The organism is Nostocoides veronense, from assembly GCF_039531185.1.
Classification (GTDB): Bacteria; Actinomycetota; Actinomycetes; order Actinomycetales; family Dermatophilaceae; genus Nostocoides_A; species Nostocoides_A veronense.
Genome location: NZ_BAAAPO010000015.1, coordinates 79862 through 100838, shown reverse-complemented (window position 1 = coordinate 100838; position 20977 = coordinate 79862). Strand labels below are relative to the sequence as shown.

The 20977-nt window shown below is 64.6% G+C and carries 18 protein-coding genes; 4 read left to right on the top strand and 14 right to left on the bottom strand.

The window, feature by feature from the left end; genetic code table 11:
• Positions 1-68 precede the first annotated feature (68 nt).
• Complete coding sequence (locus ABD225_RS04330) at positions 69-482, top strand: hypothetical protein (RefSeq protein WP_344081813.1); 414 nt, start codon at positions 69-71, stop codon at positions 480-482.
• Positions 483-523: 41 nt separating this feature from the next.
• On the opposite strand, the gene ABD225_RS04325 is transcribed toward ABD225_RS04330, so the two are convergent.
• The 8 genes from ABD225_RS04325 to ABD225_RS04290 all read right to left on the bottom strand — a co-directional run bounded on the left by ABD225_RS04325 (position 524) and on the right by ABD225_RS04290 (position 12008).
• The gene (locus tag ABD225_RS04325; protein WP_344081810.1) at positions 524-2212 is read right to left on the bottom strand and encodes an SIR2 family protein; all 1689 of its coding nucleotides are present in this window, start codon (positions 2210-2212) and stop codon (positions 524-526) included.
• Between the two features lie 119 nt (positions 2213-2331).
• Positions 2332-3828 carry an AlbA family DNA-binding domain-containing protein gene (locus ABD225_RS04320; RefSeq protein WP_344081807.1) on the bottom strand — a complete coding sequence of 499 codons (1497 nt, stop codon included), beginning with the start codon at positions 3826-3828 and terminating at the stop codon, positions 2332-2334.
• Positions 3829-3832: 4 nt separating this feature from the next.
• Positions 3833-6313, bottom strand: a complete 2481-nt coding sequence (locus ABD225_RS04315) for a DEAD/DEAH box helicase (protein WP_344081804.1) — start codon at positions 6311-6313, stop codon at positions 3833-3835.
• 1 nt (position 6314) lies between these two features.
• Positions 6315-8192: a site-specific DNA-methyltransferase gene (locus tag ABD225_RS04310; protein ID WP_344081801.1), complete on the bottom strand. Its 1878-nt coding sequence runs from the start codon at positions 8190-8192 to the stop codon at positions 6315-6317.
• Between the two features lie 148 nt (positions 8193-8340).
• The gene (locus tag ABD225_RS04305; protein WP_344081798.1) at positions 8341-9552 is read right to left on the bottom strand and encodes a hypothetical protein; all 1212 of its coding nucleotides are present in this window, start codon (positions 9550-9552) and stop codon (positions 8341-8343) included.
• Positions 9552-9695: a hypothetical protein gene (locus tag ABD225_RS04300; RefSeq protein WP_344081795.1), complete on the bottom strand. Its 144-nt coding sequence runs from the start codon at positions 9693-9695 to the stop codon at positions 9552-9554. Before ABD225_RS04300 ends, ABD225_RS04305 begins: the two co-directional genes overlap by 1 nt.
• Before the next feature lie 456 nt (positions 9696-10151).
• Entirely contained in the window at positions 10152-11432 is a 1281-nt protein-coding gene (locus ABD225_RS04295) for a hypothetical protein (protein ID WP_344081792.1), read from the bottom strand.
• Positions 11433-11435: 3 nt separating this feature from the next.
• Positions 11436-12008: a hypothetical protein gene (locus tag ABD225_RS04290; RefSeq protein ID WP_344081789.1), complete on the bottom strand. Its 573-nt coding sequence runs from the start codon at positions 12006-12008 to the stop codon at positions 11436-11438.
• Positions 12009-12227: 219 nt separating this feature from the next.
• Here ABD225_RS04290 and ABD225_RS04285 point away from each other — a divergent pair, with 219 nt between their 5' ends.
• Positions 12228-12422, top strand: coding sequence for an XRE family transcriptional regulator (locus tag ABD225_RS04285; protein WP_344063728.1), 195 nt, complete (start codon positions 12228-12230; stop codon positions 12420-12422).
• A gap of 47 nt (positions 12423-12469) precedes the next feature.
• Positions 12470-13360 carry a GIY-YIG nuclease family protein gene (locus tag ABD225_RS04280; protein WP_344063725.1) on the top strand — a complete coding sequence of 297 codons (891 nt, stop codon included), beginning with the start codon at positions 12470-12472 and terminating at the stop codon, positions 13358-13360.
• On the opposite strand, the gene ABD225_RS04275 is transcribed toward ABD225_RS04280, so the two are convergent.
• From ABD225_RS04275 to ABD225_RS04255, 5 genes are all read right to left on the bottom strand, one after another.
• The gene (locus ABD225_RS04275; RefSeq protein ID WP_344081786.1) at positions 13298-13849 is read right to left on the bottom strand and encodes a hypothetical protein; all 552 of its coding nucleotides are present in this window, start codon (positions 13847-13849) and stop codon (positions 13298-13300) included. The two genes, ABD225_RS04280 and ABD225_RS04275, sit on opposite strands and share 63 nt — an antisense overlap.
• Positions 13850-14176: 327 nt before the next feature.
• On the bottom strand, positions 14177-15211 hold the full coding sequence (locus ABD225_RS04270) for a TniB family NTP-binding protein (RefSeq protein WP_344081783.1): 1035 nt from the start codon (positions 15209-15211) through the stop codon (positions 14177-14179).
• 8 nt (positions 15212-15219) lie between these two features.
• Positions 15220-17226 (bottom strand): Mu transposase C-terminal domain-containing protein, encoded by a 2007-nt coding sequence (locus tag ABD225_RS04265; RefSeq protein WP_344081780.1) that lies wholly within the window; start codon positions 17224-17226, stop codon positions 15220-15222.
• Positions 17223-17996, bottom strand: coding sequence for a TnsA-like heteromeric transposase endonuclease subunit (locus tag ABD225_RS04260; protein ID WP_344081777.1), 774 nt, complete (start codon positions 17994-17996; stop codon positions 17223-17225). The genes ABD225_RS04265 and ABD225_RS04260 overlap by 4 nt, the downstream gene beginning before the upstream one ends.
• 312 nt (positions 17997-18308) lie before the next feature.
• The gene (locus ABD225_RS04255; protein ID WP_344081774.1) at positions 18309-19334 is read right to left on the bottom strand and encodes an NAD(P)-dependent alcohol dehydrogenase; all 1026 of its coding nucleotides are present in this window, start codon (positions 19332-19334) and stop codon (positions 18309-18311) included.
• Between the two features lie 87 nt (positions 19335-19421).
• Here ABD225_RS04255 and ABD225_RS04250 point away from each other — a divergent pair, with 87 nt between their 5' ends.
• Positions 19422-20075, top strand: coding sequence for a TetR/AcrR family transcriptional regulator C-terminal domain-containing protein (locus tag ABD225_RS04250; RefSeq protein ID WP_344081771.1), 654 nt, complete (start codon positions 19422-19424; stop codon positions 20073-20075).
• A gap of 257 nt (positions 20076-20332) precedes the next feature.
• Here the strand turns inward: ABD225_RS04250 and ABD225_RS04245 are convergent, their stop codons facing one another.
• Entirely contained in the window at positions 20333-20959 is a 627-nt protein-coding gene (locus tag ABD225_RS04245; protein WP_344081768.1) for a maleylpyruvate isomerase family mycothiol-dependent enzyme, read from the bottom strand.
• Between the last annotated feature and the right edge of the window lie 18 nt (positions 20960-20977).

The following is a 20977-nucleotide window of genomic DNA, read 5'->3' as shown; positions in this document are numbered from 1 at the left end:
ACCCGCAGGACCCAAGGACGGTCGGTATGCTCGGCGGCTGGTCGCCGTCTGGCGAGCCCCTCCCTGCCATGCCAGATCACCTGTTCGCCGTCGCGGCGTCCTGGCCGGTGAGCGAGCACACGCCCCCGGAGATTCGCGAGCAACTACGGGTGTCGCGCGACCTGTTCACTCACTGCCTGCTCGTCTGGGAGTTCAGCGTCGTCGGTGTGGCCTGGTCGCTGATGGCCGTCGAGTCGACGCTGCGCTGGGTCCTGGGGGCCGGGGACTCGGTGTCCTTCAAGACCTTGATCACTCGGGCGCATCAGGACGGGCTGCTCACAGACGAACTCGCGGAAGTGGTCCATGTGGGCCGTGAACTACGCAACGGCTTCAGTCACCCGAAGAACCAGCCCGCTTGGACGCTGGGGATGGCCGCCCCAGCGCTGCAACGGAGCCACGAAGTGGTGTTCCACGTGAGCGAGATCGCGGCATCCCGACGCTAAGGGGCCCCCACTACAAGCGGCCTTGGTCCTCCCGCCAGCACTCAACGCATGTTGTGGTACTTGAACTTCTTCAGGATGTCGCGGTGCTGGATTAGCGCGTCGTCGTATTTCTCGTGGCCGCCAAGGAGGTCAACCCAGGGCCAGTCCTGAACGCGGTCGCCTCTCGCACGAAACGTCTCTTCCGCGATGGGGATGTCGCGATCATCCCAAGACCAACCTGTCTCACCGACGAACTCGCCTGGCATCGCCCGGTACGCGCCTCGGTACGAGGAGTTGGTGACCTCGTACATGAGGCTCATCCGGTACTCGAAGCCGTGGACTGTGCGCGTGTAGTCATCGTCCCGGGGGATCAGGTCGCGGAAGACTTCGCGGCACTCCGCAGCGAGAAGGTGGCTGACGGGGTAGGTCCACTTACCGCCTCCCCAACGGGGCAGGTCGTTGGTCCAATCGTCGTTCAGGACGCGGGCTGGGTGAGCGATCTGGCAGGCGGGCAACTCCAGGCTGACGCCAACGTCCATGTGGCCGTGCACCTCGGACACCAGACGGACGAGGAGGCGCTCCCGTCCTCGGCTCACTGTCGCCACCCCAGCGCATGTCATGAGGAGCAGTGCTGGATACATGCGGGCCCGCTCAAGTACCTGCTGCACAGGCACTCCGAGTGCCCTGATGCTCCCGGCGTCGATCAGGCGCTTCACAACGTCCATCCAGAGCCGGTCGTGGTGTCCTTCGGGGTCGTGCCACATGCCAGTGACGGCCAGTTGCAGCATCTGCTCGGAGCGGGCACGGTGATCTTCGAGAACCGCCTGGAAGCCTTCCCCGTCAAGCCCGGCGATGCTGAGAGGCTGGTCGTTGACCCCTGTGACCACCGCGTCGGTTGCGGACATCACTAGATCGTGTAGGTCGAGTCGGTGAACGGGATCAGGCAGATAGCGTTTCAGCCTGGCAACTGCGATTGCGGTCGTGAGTGGAGGCTCGGCCAGCCTCTCCAAGGCATCCAGGCTCGTGGCGAGGTCCGCAAACATGGAGTCCGCGTCGGCTGCCGTGATCACGGACCCATTGCGGTTGGCCAGAATACTTTGGGCTGTGCTGCCTCGACTGCTGCGCTGATCCCAGTAGAGCGGGTAACGACGGCTCTTGGCTGCCTCCAGGAGTGCGACGAGTGCCGTGTCCCAGTCTGCTGACCAGCCCGAGATAACGAGGCCGTACTCTTCGAGAACCTGGCTCACCAGGACCTTCCACTCTGTTGGGTAGGCGGCCAGTTCGTCCGGAGTGTTCAGGGACCCCAAGTCCTTGTAGTCGCCGTGCAGTTTGATCAGGGTCGCCGGTGCGTGGGCCAGCGGGCTCATGCCATTGACCGCCTCGGGTCGAGCGATGACCTGAGCGGAGACGCCTTCGCCTTCAAGGGCCTGCTCCATCAAGCGGTCGAAGTTCGTCGTGATGATGACGCGCACCGCACCCCGCTTGACGAGTTGCGCGATGCTGCGATGCGCCTTGCTGGGCATCTTGACTCCGGCTGCGCGGTCGTCGTCAGTCGGCTCGAAAAAGGACGCAAGCAGCCCCTGTCGGGCGGCCTGCGTAGGAGCCAACGCTTCCAGCAACGAGGAGTATCCGAGGTCGCCTCCATGATTGCCTCGCCACCACTGTTCCGGGTCGGCTTGTGCTGCTGCCAGGGAGGCTGGATCATCGGGGTGCTCTGCAACGGCCAGCCGCCTTACCAGTTCCTTGACCACTCCCCAGCCGGTGGGCATTCCTGCGCCGGTCGAGACGCCGGAGCCGAGCAGGACAGCGTAGACACCCGGCTGAGCGTGCATGGATGTAGCGAGCATGGCCAGCGGAGAAAGAGGTGAACTCACGGTTGGCCCCCACCGTGTTCGATCACGAAACGCTGAGCCGCAGGGGGCAGCGAGTCCCAGTGACCGCCGAAGGAAAAGGACTCTCGCTCGGCAGCCTCGAAGACCTCCGTGATGGCAGACGCGACCCGTGCGTCCACCGAGTTGGGAAAGAGGAGCGTACGAGCATGGGCATCCGTCGCGACCAGCACGAACGCTGGGTCGGCCCGGTACTGATGCATCGCGGACGACGCCGGATAGCCACCCCCATGGTACGAGCCTTCGGCGCGGGCGATCAGGCAGTAGAGCACATCGAACTGGCAGAGCGAGTTGAACAGAACGTCGTCGTGCGCTAGTTCCTTGGCGTCCGGCAGACCGGCATCGGGAACATCAGGACGCATCGCGGGCCGTTCCGATGCCAGAGACCTCGCAGCGGAGATCATCATTCCTCCACGATCCTTGGGGAAAAGGTTGGCCCTGCTTGCGTTGACTTGGCCGTGGCGAATCCACGACGAGTACACGTAGCCGTCGTCCTGCGGGGGGTACTGGCGGAGAACGAGATTGTGGACGGTCGACCACGCACCAAGTCGCACGGCCAGACTCCCCAGCACGTACACCCGTGTGATCGTGGCCAGTCGCTCCGATGCCTCCTGAAAGTCCAAGCGGGCGTAGAGGGCGAACAGCGCGTCCACGGCTTGGTGTGCTTGCTCGTAGCGTTCGAAGTAGAGACACTGCGCCGCGAGAATGGTGATCTTGTCCAACACGTTCGTCAGGGCAAGCGGATCGCCAGAGCGGTGGGACCCCTGTCCTAGGAATTGCTTCAGGCGAACGTCCTTGTTCGCTTCGAGGTTCGACACGACCGCCTCAACGAATGCTTCGTCGGACATTTCCCACGAAAGCGGCACAGCCACAGGCCCATTGGCGTCTCGCAGGGCGCGTGCCAGGTCGGTCAGGAGCGAGTCGATCTCGACTCGGCTCTCGGCGCGAAGGCGGCGGTCGCGTTCGCTCAGCAGGTCATGCCAGTGCGCATGCCGTAGTGGCGAGTTCTTTGCCCCCTCACGCACGAGCATGTCGCCCTCTCGAAACACAATCACGTCCTTGCCTCTGTCGCTTCGGTACTGGCCCAGAGTGCTCATCGGCACCGGGAGGCCATCGCGATGATGCGGCAGATAGATGAGGACGACTTCATGGCCGTCAACCTCGTGGAACTGAGCGACCACGTGGACCTCGCCCTCGATGTGCTTGCGAATGAGATCGCCAAGTCGAGCGCCGTCGAAGAGCGCCCGATCACGCAGGGACCCGAGCGGAAGGGCCAGCGAGCCGCCCTCTTGCGCCCCCACGATGATGTACCCGCCTGGCGGACGGTTGGCCATGGAAACCGCGTCCTTCACGAACTCCAACTTGTCCTTGTTGGACGTGAGGTCGAGAGCGGACTTGAACTCCAGGTGGGTTTGCTCGGGCTCCAGCAGGAGTTCCCGTAGTTTCTCCAGGTCCGTTCGGCCATCTACGACGATCACAGTCTCACTCCGGCTTCGTGCTCACGAGCAGGCCGTTCCATGAGCCCCCGGCCTGCTTGATGTCGGTCTCGGTGGCGAACAGGTACCGCCACTTGCCGAAGTCGCCATCGTCGCGCACCGCCCGCGCCCAGGTCTCGGCAGCAGCCTTCTTGCGGAGCACCGAGTCGTCCTTTGCGTGGTCGTCTGCCTTGCCTTCGATCAGCCAGTAGGTCCCCTCGGTGTCGATGGCGATGAAGTCGGGGAAGTACGCGCCATCGGTCGTCGGGACGAACGCGGGTCCGTTGGTATACAGGCGCACCCACCACTCGATGTTGGGGTCGCGGTCCATGAGGAGCGCCAGTTGCCACTCAGTCGTCCCTGCGTCGAAGGTCGCCATCGGCATGACGTTCTTCTTCCAGCCGACGTACTGCACGCCCTTCTTGAACTTGGTGACGTTGTGCGCCTGGGGCGCGTCCGCGTCCACCAGAACCGGTTCGAGTGGAAGTGTCACCGGTACGAACTCGAAGGCCATCTGCTGCTTCCGGTTGGCGATCTTGTCACGGATGAGGCGACGCATCCCTTCGACCGCTTGCTGGCGGCGCTTCTGCCCCCACTCGGCACTCGCCACCTCGGTTGTCACGCCCGCGCCTTTCAGGAACGCCCAGACCAGGCGTTTGGCCGCGTTCTTCGACGCCTTCTCGGACGGCACCTCGGGCTGCTGCATGATCGCCTCGATCAGGTCGTCACGCACAACATCAAGGCCGGCGAGGGTCTGCTGCGCTTCCTCGGTTCCCTGCGGCGTGCTCACGATGGTCACGTCGTCGCCAGAACGCTTTGCCTCCAACGCGTCCCGGAAAAGAAACGTCGGTACCTCTTTGATGAAGGCCACACCGGCTGCCTGCGCGTCGCCGTCCGGTATATCGGAGAGCGAGAACGGCGCGTAGGCAAGGCGTGCCTCCCGACGCGGAAAAACGATCTGCGGCGCTCCCTCGACGCGGTGCTGCGGAATCGGCTCCTTGGTCTCGATGCGCTCCTCGGCCTCCTGGAACTGCAACCCCGGGCCGGTCTGACCGTATTCGTCCTCGAAGTCCCAGTCATCAAACAGACTGCGTTGTCCTGGGCCGATAGCAACCGCAGCGCCAGCCCCACCGACCCCGAAGTCGCCCTCGCCCCAGCCCCTCGGGTCGACGGGCTTGGACGGATCGAGAGTGCTCGTGGTGGCGAAGCCCTGGTTGTCGACCGGGACCTCGGAGGAGGGTAGTTGAATGCGCTGACGCAGAACGTCCTTCTGATCGAGCAACTGCTGGTAGGAGTCGTGCGCCACCAGGTCCACCTGGTCGACGTCAGCGACACCCGTTCGCACGCCGAACGGGAGCCGAAGCCCGCGACCCAAAATCTGCTCGGTGAGCGTTTGGGAGGCGAGTCTGCGCAGCGCCACGATGACCGCGATGTTCTTGACGTCCCAGCCCTCGCGCAGCATGTTCACACTGACGATGGCCCGGATCGGAGAGTCCGGGTGCTCCACCTGCGCCAGGGCCTCCAACGCCTCGTCCGAGGACTGCGACGTGATCTCCAAGACTCGCGAGCCGTCTCCGATGAGCCCCGGCTGGGCGAGCAACTGGCCGACCTCGCCTGCGTGTTGGATCGTCTGACAGACGACGAACAAGCAGGGCTTCACAGCGGGGGCGTCCGGGTGCATCTCGCGGTAGAGCGCATACGAGCGCTCCTTGTGACCGAGCAGTTGACATGCGTCCTGCAACTGGGTGCGCTCGTCCTTCGTGCCGTCCTTGCGGTAGACGATGACAGGCACCTTCACATGCCCGTCCGCGATGGCCTCACCCAGCGTGTACTGGAAGGCCACCTTCGAGGCGTCTGCCGGATCGGGAGTTGCCGTCAGGCCGATCAACGCGACTGGGTGCAGATCGCGGATCGCGCCCGAGAACGCCTTCGCCTTCTCGTGGTAGACGTGATGCTCATCCGCGATGACGAGCAGGTCGTCGGCGTTCTCCAAGTACGAGTACAGCGCGTCACCGAGGTTCTCATCCTCATCCCGGACCTTGCGGCTCACCTTGTCGGTAGGGCGAATCAACTGCTGCACGTTGAAGACGAACACCTTGAGCCGACTGGGATCGCGCAGGGCTGCGCTCACGCGGGCCGAGCGGAAGGTCTCGGGGGTGACCACGAAGGGGATGAGGTCCGCGCCTGGAACGTACTTCGCCGAGGCCGCGTCGAAGTTCTCCAATGTTTTCCGCTGGATGGTCGAGCCGGGCGTCACGACGAGGACATGCCGGACACCCTGGGTCGCCAGGTACTCGATGAGTGAGGACATGAGGTACGTCTTGCCCACCCCGGTTGCCAGGTCGGCAACCAACTCCTGAAAGACGAAGCTGCCACTCGCCAGACGCTTCACCAGCGTCGCGAGTGCCCTCTTGTTCGGGTCACGGAGATCGAAGCGAGCCGCAATCTCCTCGATCAGGGCCTCGTCGTATGCGATGTCGAAAGTCATGTCACTTCACCGTGGCCTTCGGGAACACGTCGGCGGGTGCCTTCTTGATCCGAGAGCCAGGCGAGAGTTCCTGGAGCAGTTGCGCAGCCTCCGGGACAACCCCCTTGGCCACGATCACGGCCCGCTCCTTCTCACCCAACCGTTCAGCCACCGTCCGCACCACCATCTCGTCAGCCACCCCGTCGATGACGGCAAGCCGCTGACGCTTGCGCACGCCGCAGAACACGGGATCGTCGGGCGTGAGAGCGAACTTCAACTGACCTGCGATGGCCTTGGACCATGCCCCGTTCGTCGCCTCTGAAGACAGGAAGACCTGACCGTCCTCGTCGTCCACCTCGTACATGGACGGACCCATCTTCGCGACGGTGAATCCGCCGCCGCCTTCCCACACGGTGGTGGACTCGTCTCTCGTCTTGGCCGCGTCGCGTAGGGCCTTGCGAACCTGTGGCATGACATCGACCGCAACTTCGCCTTCGGCTCCCTGTCCCACCTTCCGAAGCAATGCAAGGAGGGCCTTGGACTCATCCTCCCTCAAGGGCGGCTCGTCGGTCTTGGCTGCCTGTCGAACGAACTTCGCGGTCTCGGTCACGACGTTGATCAGGAGGTCTCGGTCATCCGTGAACTTTCCTACCAAAGTCGTGAACTTCCGCGCGTCTTCCGGCCCGACTCCATCAGGAAGGTCTGCCACTGCCACCCGCGTGGTACTGGACGTGACACCTCCGGGGTCCTGTCCCTCCACCACCCTGCGTAGCCGGGGAACCGTAAACAAGCAGGCATTGGTCTCTGCAAGTTCAACCGTCAGCCAGCGCCATCCCATCTTGTGCGCCACGGCGGCAGTGGTACCGGACCCGCCGAAGAAGTCCACGATTAGATCACCAGGGTTACTCCCGATGTGAACGATCCGTGAGAGTAGGCGCTCGGGCTTTGGGGTGTCGAACGGGCTCTGTCCTGGAAAGAGGGACTGGATCTCCCGCTTCGCCTCGTCGTTCTCCCCGACCTCGACCGAGGGCCAGATGGTCTGAGGAACCAGCCCTGGTGCCTCACTCGCGAACTGCTTGATGCGAGGCTTTCCGTTTCCGCCCTTCGGAAAGTAGATGCGGCCATCCGAGAGCAAGCGCTGGTACTCGCTCTCCACCGCACCCCAGCATCTGTTCGCTGGAGGCTGGTGCTCGACACCTGTGGGCGTTGTGATCGAGTACATCTGGTTGGCTCGGAAGCCCTGTGCCGTGAACGGAATGCTGTCCCAGGGTCCACGAGGGTCGTTGTCAGGGTTGTTGGTGGCTTCTGTCCGGGGAAGTCGGTTCCGGGTCTCTCGCCATTCCGTCACCGGGCAGTTCGTGTAAACGAGAATGTGGTCGTGGTTGTCGCTGAAGGCAGAACGATTCTCGCGAGTCGTTCGCTTTTGCCAAACGATCTGGCTGGCGCAGCGGTCGGCTCCGAACTCCTCGTCCAAGAGCACGCGCATGCGATGCACCTCAGCGTCGTCTAGGTGGACCCAGATTGAGGCATCGTCAGCGAGGAGCGGCTTGATGTCCCTGATCCGGTCACGCATCATCGTCAGCCAGATGCTGTGCTCCATCTGATCGGCGTAGTGCTCGAAGGTCTGGCCGGTGTTGAAGGGAGGGTCGATGTAGACCAACTTGACCTGGCCGAGGTATGTGTCGGCGTACTCGGGGATCGTGCCGAGAGAGCGTAGGGCGTCGCCCGAGTCTCCGATGATAAGCAGGTTCTCGCCAGCCCCGGTCGGTCCGCCGACCTCTCCGACCCGCTCCACGACCTCGATGGACTTCACCTCGCGAGCACGCGGGTCGTTCGGGTCGACCCAGGCGTAGTCGTACTTGCCGTCCTCGACGGGGATGAGCGCCGAGTCTTTGCCCATCCACGTGAGTTCGAGCCGTCCTCTCGGCTTACGTTGCATGACCTGCCTTCGGTGGGTTCTGGAGTCGAGACAAGCGTACGAGGGAGAACTGACATCACCCGGGACGACACGGGGACTGCGAGCCGGTCGCCATAGAGAGCGGCAGCGCTCACCCGGCCTTGCGCAGTCGCCCCCGCCGCCACTCACGCCCGTCCTCATGCCCCGCCTCGATCACACTAGTGGGGTCCCCCTGGTGGAGGAGGTCGCGGATCGCTGACGCCTGCTCAGCGTGTCGCATAAGCCACTCGGTTAGGAAGTTGCAGTTGGCGAGGCGTCGGTCCGCCACCCAGGCCGAGACGAGGTAGAGGGCCTCCGGGGCTGACGCACCGGACCCCACCATCCATGCTTGGAGACCTTGCTGTGCCTCTCGCTGACGAGAACTCGACCACTCACGAAGCGCGCGTCGGTCCAGGCTGCGCTTCACGAGCGCCAAGACCGATTCGGCGTCAGTCACCTCGCTCCACGCTGGTGCGGGCGGCTCGGCGGCGGCGGAGTCGCCGCAAGAGGGAAGGGTGTCGGCTGGCGAGAGGTCTGCTTGAGGACAGGTCCCCTTGTGAGAGGAAGTCTCCTTGTAGGGGTGTAGGCCACCTGCACCCTCTTCTTCCGAAGCCTGCCGGTCACATGCACCCTTTCCCTCAGAAGGGTGCATGTGACCTACAGCCTTCCCGTCGTATGCCCGCATGTCACCTGCACCCTTTTCCGCCGCGTACTCCGCCGTGATGGCGTTCGTCCAGACTCTGAAGTCCGAGCCTGGTCCCTTCTGACAGTAGGGGTCAGCGACTGTTCTCCTCTTCATCGAGACCGCAGCGGGCTTCCCCCTGCCTGTGCAGACCACTCGGTTGACAATGATGTACCCAGCGCATTCCAGTTGCTTGATCGCCGCGCTGATCATCCGGGGGTGCGGATGCGCAACCAGGTCGACGGTCTCATCGGCCAGCACCTTGGTGCTCGTCCACGCAATGGCATCGGCGATCTCCGTCCAAGGGATGCGCTTGGTCTCGCCCGGCTTCCACGTCTCGGTGATTGCCCAGAGCAGACATCCCACTTGCTTAGCCAGCGGACCCAAAGCCGGGTTGGCCATCATCGAGACTATCTGCGCTCGGGTCTGGACGAGAGTGAGAAGCACCTCGGACTGGATTGTTCCATCGCTGCCAGCGGCTGGACCCACGGATGCGCTCTGCACCCCATCGTCGGGGCTCCCGGTGTCGCGCTCGTGCAATGCCATCGCAGTGTTGTCGGGTGCGCCTGCTATGCTCATATTGTCCTCACAGTTGGACTTCTGAGCCGCCTCCCATGCCGCCAAGCCGGGGAGGCGGCTCATCACTTGGTCAGGTCTGGATCGCTTGGATGAGAGTCGAGCCAGGCTCGGACGCCCTCCTCAATGAAGGTTGCGATCTGTGCACTGGTGGAGCGGCGCTCGGCCACGCAGACTGCGAGGCACTCTTGGTAGAGGGTCGGTTCCATGGCAACCGTCCTCTTGACTTTCTCACGAAAGGCAATTGCCCCCGGAGGCGTCTGTCGTGGCATTTGCTCGTCCCTTTCGGCTTCTGGGTATGAGCAAACGCTACGGCCAAGCGCGCACGTTCTTCTTGCGTCGCGAACGGATTTCCCTAGATGCGCAAACCTGCTTCACTAGTTTCTGACCAGGGAAAATAGATGACGCAACGCCATCGGCGCGCGTCTCGGCTTTCCGTTCTACGTTGGGCGTGTCGCTCGCGCGCGTACGCCTGTGCCTGCGAAGCCCTCAAAGGCGGTCGGTGCTCGACCGGGCCCCAGAGATGGAGGAGGGACTCGGCCCAGATCATCGACATGCTCATCTTCGGCGTCTTCCGCCGCGATCTGCGCATCCAGAGCCGCGAGCCAGTCAGCGTGCCCGGCGGGTTCACCCGCCCTCGACTTACTTTGAGAAGGCACCGATGCTCACTTGATGGTGTTCCCCGTGATCACCGCACGGTTGGGGTCCCAGTGCACGGCGACTTCGCCGGCCATGATCCCAATGGGAGCGGACTCGCCCGTTGACAGGGGCTCGGTGGTGACCTTGCCATCAGGAGCCACCGTCACGAAAGAGGTGTCGGAGCCGCCTGCCCCGGCTGTCCCGTAGGCGATGCCCGAGTCGTTCACCGCAGTGAGCGCGACATCCTTCTGGCCCGCTCCGCCACCGAAGCACTGGGCGTGCCCTTGCTCGTCTAGCCTCATGGGTCCGATCACCTCGTGCTTGCCATCCGGGCTGGACGAGAAGACGGCCTGTCCGACCGGCTCACATGAAGGCTGGGCGACAACCTTCCCGTTGGCCGCATCGAGCACCAGGATTTTCACGGTTACTGGGTCCATCGCCGTACGACCTGGAGCAACCCATCGGCCAACTAGCAGGCGATGGGCGTCACCCGCGACAAGTGATGCCGAGGTGAAGGCGGAGGACGGCGCGGTGGAAACCGAAGTCCACCCGGGCCCGGCGAAGCCAGCGGAAGAGGGCGGCGTTCCGCCATCGGCCTTGCTCTCCCAAGTGCTGATTGCGGCGGAACCCACCGTCCCCCCGCCATCGGTTGCCCGGGGCTGCCCGCCGACCGCAGTGCTCGCAGGCAGGGTCCGAGTTGAGCCGTCAGCAAGAACGGCCACCACGCCTTTGCCATCAGGTAGGGCGACGGCGAGGCCTACTGCCGAAGGCTTCGGCGCGTCATTGCTCGTGCCGGGGATCACGAGAGTCTTGATGACGTGGCCGTCCGCAACGTCGATCAAGGTCACTCGCGTCTCGTAGCGGTCCTGGCTGAGGCCGGAGCCTGCCGCCTTACCGCCATCAACGACCGCGACAGTCTCGACATCGGCGAGCCGCAGGAACGGGTAGGCCGCGCCATCCTTGATCTGTGCATCGCCCGCGAAGGCGGGGAACTGCGCTGACCAGGCCAACTTGCCCGTCGCGTCAACCGCTTTCACAGACGCGCCGTCGAGGTAGATAACTCGTTGCGCTGTGACGACCGGTCGTTTCTGCTGGCTCGATGCGGGCAGTTGAACTCCCCACGAGGGAGCGCCGAAGGCCGATGCGACCGGAAGGGTGACAGTGGGTGTCGAAGCGGTCGACGCAGCCGGGGTTGGGGCATCCGTGCTTGCCGGAGCGCCCTGCCCAGAACAGCCTGCGAGCGTGAGGATGGCAGCCACGGCGGTGACGATGGGAGCGGGGCGGCGGGATTCCGCGTGGCGCGACATCGGTCAGTCGTCCTCAGCCACAGGGATGAAGAACGAGCCCAGCCACAGGTTGACTTGAACGGGATCAGCACCCCGCATGAGGTCATGAGCGGCCTGCTGGCGAGCGTCCCAGTAGCGGCGGAACTCGGCGAGGACGACGCCCTCGCTACGCCGGTTGTTCTCGCGCGAGCCGCGAACGATCCAGATCAGGAGCCCAGGCAGCCAGCCCGCCAGGAGGGCCCCGCCAAGGCCAACGCCGAGACTGCCCACTATGGCCAGCCCGGGGGGAGTGTTGGGGTCGCGCGCTGAGAGCCCGGCGACGAGGAACGGCAAGGCCACCAAGACCGCCGTCAACGCGGCCCCCATGAGCCAGGACTGGAGGAAGAGCACCGGCTTGGAGCGGGCAGCACGGCCCGTCAAGGGGAGCGCAGGTGGGACATCCGCGACCCGGCCATGCCGCGCGATGTAGTCGATGTCGGCCTCGATCTGGGCGTTCATGATGCGGCCTGCTCGGTCGTAGGCACGCGCCTCACCGACCTGCCCGGCAACCCAGGTGGCCGCGCCCACGCCGATGCTGGCCTTCGTTGATCCCTGCATGACCTCACCCCGATCCGGCCCTTGGTCGGGCCTCAACTTGACGGTCCCCATACTTCGGTTCAGGTCCCTTAGTGAAGCATCTTGAACCAGAAAGTACAAGTCCCTGTACTGCGCCGAGGTGGCCCAGAACGCTTGGCTGGCACCGTGATTGGCGAAGTGCGAGAGCCCGACCTCTCCCAACTCCGGGCCATTTTCAACGACTTACGAGCGAAGAGCGGCATGAGTTTCGATGACCTCGCTAGCGCGAGCGGCCTGACGAGGGGGACCCTGCTCAATATCAGCAGCGGGCGCTACAACGGCGATCTGCGCACGTGGCTCATGCTGGCGCGGGCGTGGGGAGTCTCGCTCGATGAGGTGCTCGCTCCGGTGTGGGGGAGTGAGCGGGACAGTCCGGTCAAGCGGCGTTCGCGCTAGCGTCGGTGCGCGAGAGACCAACGCGAGAGAGGCCGGCCACCCATCTCATGCCCACTCCCACCCACGGCGCGAACGACGATCACGACCGCGACGCGTTCGACGCCGCTACGCAGGCGCACTTCCAGGGCGATCCTCTGCCGTGGGCCGTGTACTTGCTCATCGATCCGACGAGACCGCCGACAAGCCATCCCGGGGGCGAGGTCTTCTACGTCGGCATTGCACTCTCGGGCCGACATTTCCAAGACCTGGGTGCGCCCGAAGCCCTACCCGACCGGGAGGTTGACGCCCGCGAGAGGGTGAAGGCGATCATGGACGCGGGGCAAACCCCTCTGGTGGAGGTCCTCGCCAACGCGCTGACCGACCGGGGCCGCGAGGATAGAGCGGAAGCCGCGCGAGATGCACTCATCCTCACCCTCAACCCCCCAGTGCTCAACGCCCGGATGGCCTCCTGCTTCGAGCGCTGGGACGGGCGCACCGCCTCGCGCCTTCAGAGCGCGCCCGCAGCGCGTGCGCCCGATGACGTCCAGGTCTTGGTGGCTGAAGTCACCGAGCCGGGCCAGTTTGGCACGGTCCAGGGGCTCCTCGACGCCTCGGCGGACGCGCTGTTCGAGACGTTCTCCAGTTGGCCCAGGTCACAGGTACATAAGGCATCGGCCCTGAATCGGGCTGCCTCCGAGGCGAGAGTGCTTTGGCTTCTCGTTGCGGGGACCACCCTGTTTCCGGGCCTTGTCCCACCGGGCCTGATCCTCGGCGCCAGACTCCTCGGCGAGGCTGAAGACAAGGGACCTGGAACGCTGCTACTCGCGGGCTTGACCGGACCGGAGTCGGATGCCCTCCAGCGGTTGCTGGTCGGCGCGGTGATCCCGATACCCGCCTCACCAGCCGAAGGTCGGCACGCCCTCTACTGGTTCGACCGGACGCTCTACGACGAATCTTGAGAGCCTGAGCACGTTGTACTGAGCGTCCTCAGGCAGCCGATCCACAAGCGCAGCGTCTCGAATGAGGTCAGATAAGTCGGTCACCATGGCCCACACTCTGTTCACGGCCCGCCACGCCTCCGTGTCCCTCTCGCCAGGCAGGATGCGAGTGACCTCACCCTCGACCAAGAAACGGCGCTGCCGCCCGGGCACGCCAGGATCACAGACGAGATCGAGGAACGATCTCCGGGTCAGTAGACGAGCCATCCGCACCGTCTCCGGGTATATGAGAAGAGGAGGAGAGGGGTAAGTCACTCGGCTGGCACGCTCCTCGAATGTCGCCCGCGAGATTCCGACTATGGCGCACTCTTCGGCAAGCCGCATGACCGGGCTTTCGACCACGACACCGCGAGGGACGAGGACCCGACGTAGATGCCGTTCGGCAGCGAGGGCCTCAGGAAACGCCTGCAATGCAACCTGTTTTCCGTCCAGCCAGCGCTTGTGGCTCACGCACACCCATCCCAAGTCGGGGCGCTTGCCTGTCGAGCGGACGCCGGCAGAACACTGGATACAGGCGGGCCGGTCGATCACCCAGTTGCCCGCCACGATCTCCGGGGCGGTGAAGGCTGACTCATGGAGCGCGCCCAGTTCACGCCACGCCTGAAGACGCAGGGGATGAGACCGCGCCTTCGACCTCGTGAGAAGACCGGCCTCCCGCAGCGCCGTCTCGATGTCGTCGACGATGGCGCCATTTCGGGCCGCTGCGCGAGGGGCGTACGACCCGATGCCCTCGCCTCCAATTAGACGCGTGGGGTGGGGCAGCGGTTGTATTGGCACCTACGCTGACGCCCTTCGACTGGACTTGTGCTCATTGCTCGCGCTGATTACGGCGCGATAGTCAGGTATGACCTGTTCCAGTGCCCTCCGGTCGAGATGTTCATGACCGTCGATGATGGCCGCGACCAGACCTTTTCGCAGCAGCGTTCGCAAAGAACCCAGCACTCCTCCTGTAACAGCGTGAAGCCACGCGGCCTCTTCCATGAGGGTGCCGACCTCGTGCTCGACCAAAGGGAACTCCCGCTCGAAAAGGGCAATCACCTTGTCCCACTCCTTTCGGTGCGTCTCTGATCCGATGGAGTAGGGCTGCATCTGCACCATCGTCGTCCGCCCCTGCATCTGGGCTCCCATCGCACCACCGAGGAAGTCGCTTCGTGGGAGATCAACGCCGACGTAGAGGAAGGTGGCGGGTACCCTCTCGGAGAACGACTTCAGGGCGGACGCGGCCTCCATGCCAGCCTGTGCTCGCGTCCGCAGGTGTTGTACCTCGTCCAGGATCACCATGCTGGTCTGGAGTTCGCGCAAATTGTCGACCACACGGTCCATCGCTTGGTCCGTGGTTGTGCTGGACCGCACCGGGATTCCTAGAGTCGAAGCGAATCGAACCATCAGACCCTTGGGTGAGGTCTGGGGCGGGGTGCTGACGTAGAGCACGGGAACGAACGACTTGTCGCCCTCGCGGGCGTGCTTGGCGCGCTCTCGCTCTTCATGTGCGCGACCGAGGTAGAGGGCCGCTGTGCTCTTGCCGAGGGTCTGCGTGCCTGAGATTGCCAGGGACAGCCGAGCGGTGAACTGCGGACCCCGATTCATCCCAGTGATGATCCGCGCCTCACGGATCAGTCGCTCCAAGTCCGGCGTCGGCAGGACGATGGGTGCGTTGACGAACGCGATTCGAGAGTCGTCGTATTGTTCACGGAGCAGGGGAGTGAGCGCATCGCGCTCCTTGACGGTGAGCACATGGGGCCGATCAGCCTGGTAGCTCACGAAGTCACGCCAGGCCGCGAGAGTGTCTGGTGTCCAAGTGGTTTCAGTCATCTCAACCCTTAGAGCAGACGGTCCGGAAGATCAGGAAGGACGGGCTTCCTCTTCGGTTGCGCCTGCGGTTCGTGACACGTCTTCTCCTCAGCAGGTTCGACCACGACGGCGAGGTCCGGCACGGTCGCCTCCGTCCTTCTACGGGCTGCGCGACGCTCTTGCCCGGTCACGCCGACCCCGCTCTGGATGCGGATGATCTCCTCCAGTACCTTGTGCTGAGGTGCCGTCTCGTCCCGACGCGCCACGGCCTTCCGCGCGGCTTCCAGCACCGCGCTGGAGAAGGGTGCGAGGGTTTTGTCATCGAGCTGCCACTGCGCCTCGATCCAGCGGCTCTTCAGATGATCGCGGATGAAGATCATGTTCATCCGAGCGGGGTCATAGCGGACCTCCCAGCCGTCCTTGGCTCTTCCACCGAGGCCCGACCTCTGACCACGGAGCGAATGCAGGTCCGGCGCGTCGTATATAAGGCCGGAGTGGTTCACGCCGTAGGGCTGGATGGACCGGAAGTCGATGGGTAGCAGCGAGATGTAATCGTCACGATTGAGTGCCACAGCAGGAGTGGGGGCGACTCCACTCAGGGCGGCGTACATCTCGTTGGGGGAGAGCGCCTTTCGAGGCATCGCTGGCACGGTGAGCCCCTTGCGTGGCGTCGTCTGCCAGTTCTGCACCAGCCAGGAATCGAGGATGCTCTGCAACTGGGAGAGGGTCCAGTAAGCCTCCGCACTCGGGTCTATGCCACGGCGGTTGACACTGCGGCCCACGTACCCCCGCAGGTACTGAATGAGCCCGTCGTGAACGGCTCCGAACTGGCGCTCGACGTGCGGCTTTGCCGTGGGGGTGCCTGGGGGAGCGGGGATCACGCTGATCTGGAGGCGTTCGCAGGCCAGTTGGAAGACCGAGCCGGTGTAGACCTTGCCTCGGTCGATGGTGATGGTCTCCGGATAGATGAGCGGACGGGCGGCGATGGCCGTCCGTAGTGTCTCATCCGGCTCGATCATGTCGGCGGGCAGCACCGAGCGGGAGAGCGCTAGTTCCTCGTTCCAGCCCGGTTGCATCGGCAGGGGGATCAGAGAACGGGCCAGCACAAGTGCGGCAACGTCGATGCCCTTGGTCGCCTCCGGGAACAGGACTGCTGCGGTGGGAGTCATCGTCGCCACGTCGATCATCGTCGTGAGTTCGGGCCGTCCCGTGGTTCCGTCGGGGAACACGACCATCAGGTCCAACTTGGTGCTGTCGATCTCCACGAGTTCGCCCGGGCGCAGGGGAGCGCGCCGTCCGTACGTTCGGTCAGGCCGGTTGGCCTGAGTCCGGCGCAGCGTCGCGTCCCCGAAGGGGTGCGTGCGCTGCTCCGCATTGATGAGGCGGTACATGGTGTTCCGCGAAGGGAAGTCGATCCCCAAGTCTCCTGCGCGCACCATGACCCGCGTGATGACTCTGGTGCGGGTCCCGGTGCTCACCTTCTCCTGGGCCGCGATCTCCTCACGAATCAGGCTGAGCAGACGTGGGTCTTGATCACGCCCAGGCTTGCGCTGGCGGCGCTTTCGACCGTCGACAAGGGCGACCACCCCGTGCTTGCGGTACGCCGACACATATCGGCGCAGGCTCCGGGCCGACAGCGGGCGATCCGTTCCCGCTAGTTCGTCGGCTTTCGCCGCGATCCGCTCTAGCAGCGGAACAGAGGGGTCGTACCGGGGGTTCGGGTCGATCTCTGCACCGTTGAGTACCGCCAGGGGAGGAGTGCCATGGACGATCTCGTGGACGTGTCGGTAGAGCCAGAGTGTTTCCTCGCGGGTCTGGTCGTCCAGCGTCTCCAGCACGGCCACGTCGTCCAGAACGGGCAGGCGGTCAGGCGTATCCGGCTCGTACGAGTCATCCGCGAGCAGTTCGGCGACGCCGACATGTCGAATCCGGTTGGTAGTCAGAGATTTCAGCGCGAGGCGAGCGCCGTCCTGAGCGATGACCTGGTACGAGTCACCGTCGTACGAAATGAAGTCGAAGAGCCGGACTGACTTCATGCAGGCACCGCTGATGGGACCCACACCGGAGACGCCAGGTCAAGCGGGGCGTCGAGGTCGACGGTAAGAACACTGTTCCAGAGCAGATGAAGGACGTTGCCGTGGACGACAGGCCGGGGTCGTCCCGTGGCTCGCACGGCGCGGCGAACTCCGGCCTCCAAGGAGGTCTCAGGTGTGAACGCATCCAGGAGCGCTGGCACGTCCTCGGCACCAGGGGAGTAACGGTCCTGGCGGAACCCGCCCAGGAACGTGAGGTTGGACAGGCGCGGCTCGGGCAGGCCGGTGAAGACCTTGTAGCGCCATCCCACCTCTTCACACACCTCGCGAGTCATGGCGAACTGCTGCTCGCTGGCGTGCACCTTGTCCGGACGCTTCACGTCCACCACCAGGCCGTCGCCGGTGCTGAGACGGCAGAAGTAGTCGGGCACGTGGCCCCGGTGTCCCTTGGTGCCCTTGGGCCACTTCAGAATGAAGGGCTGCCAGGCGAAAGCGAGGATCGACTGGTCAGAGTCCGCTGCCATGAGGTACTCGCGCTCCAGGAAGGACTCGTGGTGAACGAAGCCCCTGGTGGTCGATGCCCAGTAGTCGCCCTCGTAGACGTTCTTGCCCTTCCACGAGGGCACTGAGCGCGCGGGCATCGTGTGCTCGAAAGCAACAATCGCTAGATCGGTGCTGATCACTGTCGACACGCTGTCGCCGCTCGCGTCGCGGTACTCGATGACAGTCCGGTCGATGGCGTTGAAGTACGTCGGCTGCGAGCGTCCACTCACCGATCCACCTCCTGATGTGGCCAAGAGTCGTGAGACACGGGGCTGCTACTATAGCAGGCAACTTTTGATGAGGAAGTGGCCCGGTTTCAGGGGAGTAGACATAGTCGGTGGGGACGCGCCATCCGTACGCTGGGTATAACTTGACATAATGTAGCTTATCGGCGCTGCCTCGCATCTCACGTCCGCTGCCAGCTAGCCCTGCGCACTACTTGCCCTACATCAGGGTCATACCGCGCTTGGCCGCTGCTCGGTGGAAAGTGATGATCTCTGAGACACCGGCTGCCTGCTCGGCCGAACGCCGAGTGCACGGCGTCATCCGGGGTGAACGATTACGTGGCCACGCAATCGGCCCTGCTGCATGTCTTCGATCCCTGGGCCAAGGCCAGCCAGATCAACACACCGATCGAGTGGCGGCTGCAGATTCCCGGACACCAGGGCGTCGGCTAGGAGCGCGAGATTCTCCGTGGTCGGGCTCGCGAACAGCCAGCCCAGGCGTTGGGTCGTGAACCGATTGACGAGCGACGCGAACAGATTTCGCTCGATCCCGCCGAGCAGCGAACCACCCGCTTCGCCGCCGACGATCACGAGTATGCCGTCGGCGGCGAGGGCGGAGCGCAGTTTGCGGAGCGGGCGGTTGCCGGCGATGTCGATGATGGCATCGTAGGTATCCGGCAGGTCGGCGAGGGACAACCCCGCATAGTCGACGGCCAGCTTGGCCCCGAAGGAGCGGACCAGATCGCGCTTGGACGCACTGCATACCCCCGTCACGTCAGCACCGAGCTGGCTCGCGAGCTGCACGGCATACGTCCCCACCGCGCCAGACGCGCCGAGGATGAGCACGCGCTGGCCCGCCTGCACACGCGCGCGACCGACCACGGCAGCGTATGCAGTGACTCCCGAGACCCCCAAGGTGGCGGCTATGTCGTCGCTCAGCTGAACCGGTGTCGGCGCGATGGTGGCCTCCTTCGCCACGGCATACTCGGCAAATGCTCCGGATGCGGTTCCGAAGACCCGCTCCCCCACGGCACGACCTGTCACGGCTGAGCCGACGGCCACGATGCGCCCGGCGACCTGCTGCCCCAAGACCGCCTGCCGCGGTCGTCGCACGCCGAACGCGAGTCGGGCCAGATAGGGCTTGCCCTCCAACAGGTGGACGGTGGCCCGGTCGAGACCCGCCGCGGCGACGTGGATGAGCACCTCGGTCGCTCCGGGTTCCGGACGATCGACGCGATCAACGACGACACGTTCCGTTGAGCCGTAATCCGATCGGGTTGCCGCCCTCATGGTGCTCGGCAGAGGCTGGGCGGTCAGGTCGGCCCCGGGCGAATATGCAGTCATAGCCAGAATCCAATCCATACGTTGTAAGTTTTCAGTGGAACCGTAACATTACGTTGTAAGGATCACAAGGACTTCGCAGGAGGATGTATGCCGCCGCGCAAGCTCACTCAGGACGCCGTCATCAGCGCGGGGATGGCCATGGCCGATGAGTCGGGCCTCGACGGGCTCACCATGCGGGCGTTGGCCCGCCGCCTCGGCGTCGAGGCGATGTCGCTCTACCACCATGTCGCGAACAAAGAAGCGCTGCTTGACCTGATGGTGGACCGCATCTACCGCGAGATCGAGTTGCCGCAGGCACGAGGACAGTGGCGGGCCGAGCTACGCCGTCGTTCGCTGTCGGTGCGGGCGGTCCTCCATAGCCATCCTTGGGCTTTGCCCTTGATGGAGTCGCGTCACCGGCCTGGGCCAGCGAACCTGGCCTATCACGACGCCAATATCGGCTGCCTGCGGGAGGCCGGCTTCACTGGCGCCCAGGTCGCCTTCGCGTATGCCGTCATCGACGCGTTCGTATATGGCTTCGTTCTGCAGGAGTCGACCCTGCCCTTCGACAGCGGGCCTGAGGCCGCGTCGATGATCGTCACGGATGGCTTCGGGGACGCACTTCGGGGCTATGCACACATGATGTGGTTTGCCGAGCAGGTGATCCCCGCCCCGGGCTACTCCTTCGACCGCGAGTTTGAGCCTGGCCTGGACCTCGTGCTCGATGGCATCGAGCACGTGGTGCTCCGGGGTGCCAGTTGAAGGGTCAGCCGCTGAAGCGGTTCGGATGCGCACGTCCATCCTTCTCTTCCTGCCGTGCAACGGTTTTCGCGGCACTTTCTTCGTCGCTGGCAGGATGAAGGTGTGGAGCCTCGGCGTCGGCGACGCTCAGGAGCAAGCAGTCCTGAGTGCGGACCAGGCGACGCAGCGCGACGCGGAACCGCCAAGGGAAGATCGGTGCGGCCGCAGCCAGCGAAACGACGCGACGATTGACGAGGTGCAGACCCGACCGGCTCTTCTCAATCCGTCAGCGTCGGAGGCGGCGCGCAGCGCCGCGCGAGGATGCCTGCCCCGGGACCGTGCAGTTCGGCGATCGCGTGCTGGCGCCCCGCCATACCCATGAGCAATGCCTCGCCCGATCCCTCAACTACAGGGCCGCGGCCTGCGGTCCACCCGAGGTCCGTTGCCACCAGGTGAAGGCCCCTGATTCGGCGCGGGATGCCGGCGGCGAAGGCGACCCGTGCGAAGTTGAGGGCTGGGATGAGTCGGGCCGGCGGAATGGTCCGAGGCAGGTCGAGCGCGCGCCGGATGTCCTGGTGGTGGACCAGCGCATCGAGCAGCCCGACGCGACCGCCAAAGACCGCGGTCAGGCCTCTCGGCGACAGGTGTTGCGCAAGCAGCTCACGAATTTCGTCCGGCGTGAGGTGGGCATTCGCGATTCCGCCGCCCGCGTTGGCTTGATCCAGGCTGAAGGACGCCGAGAGCAGCCTCCTGATCGTCTTCTGCCAGCCCGCGATGTCGTAATCGATCACATGCGCCGCAACGTCACGGACAGACCAGCCAGCGCACAGCGAGTCGGCCGCCCACTGGCGCGCAGTCAACTGGTCAAGCAGTTCCAGCAGATCGGCCCGCTCGTCTCGAACCAAGTGTCCGACTCTCGCCTC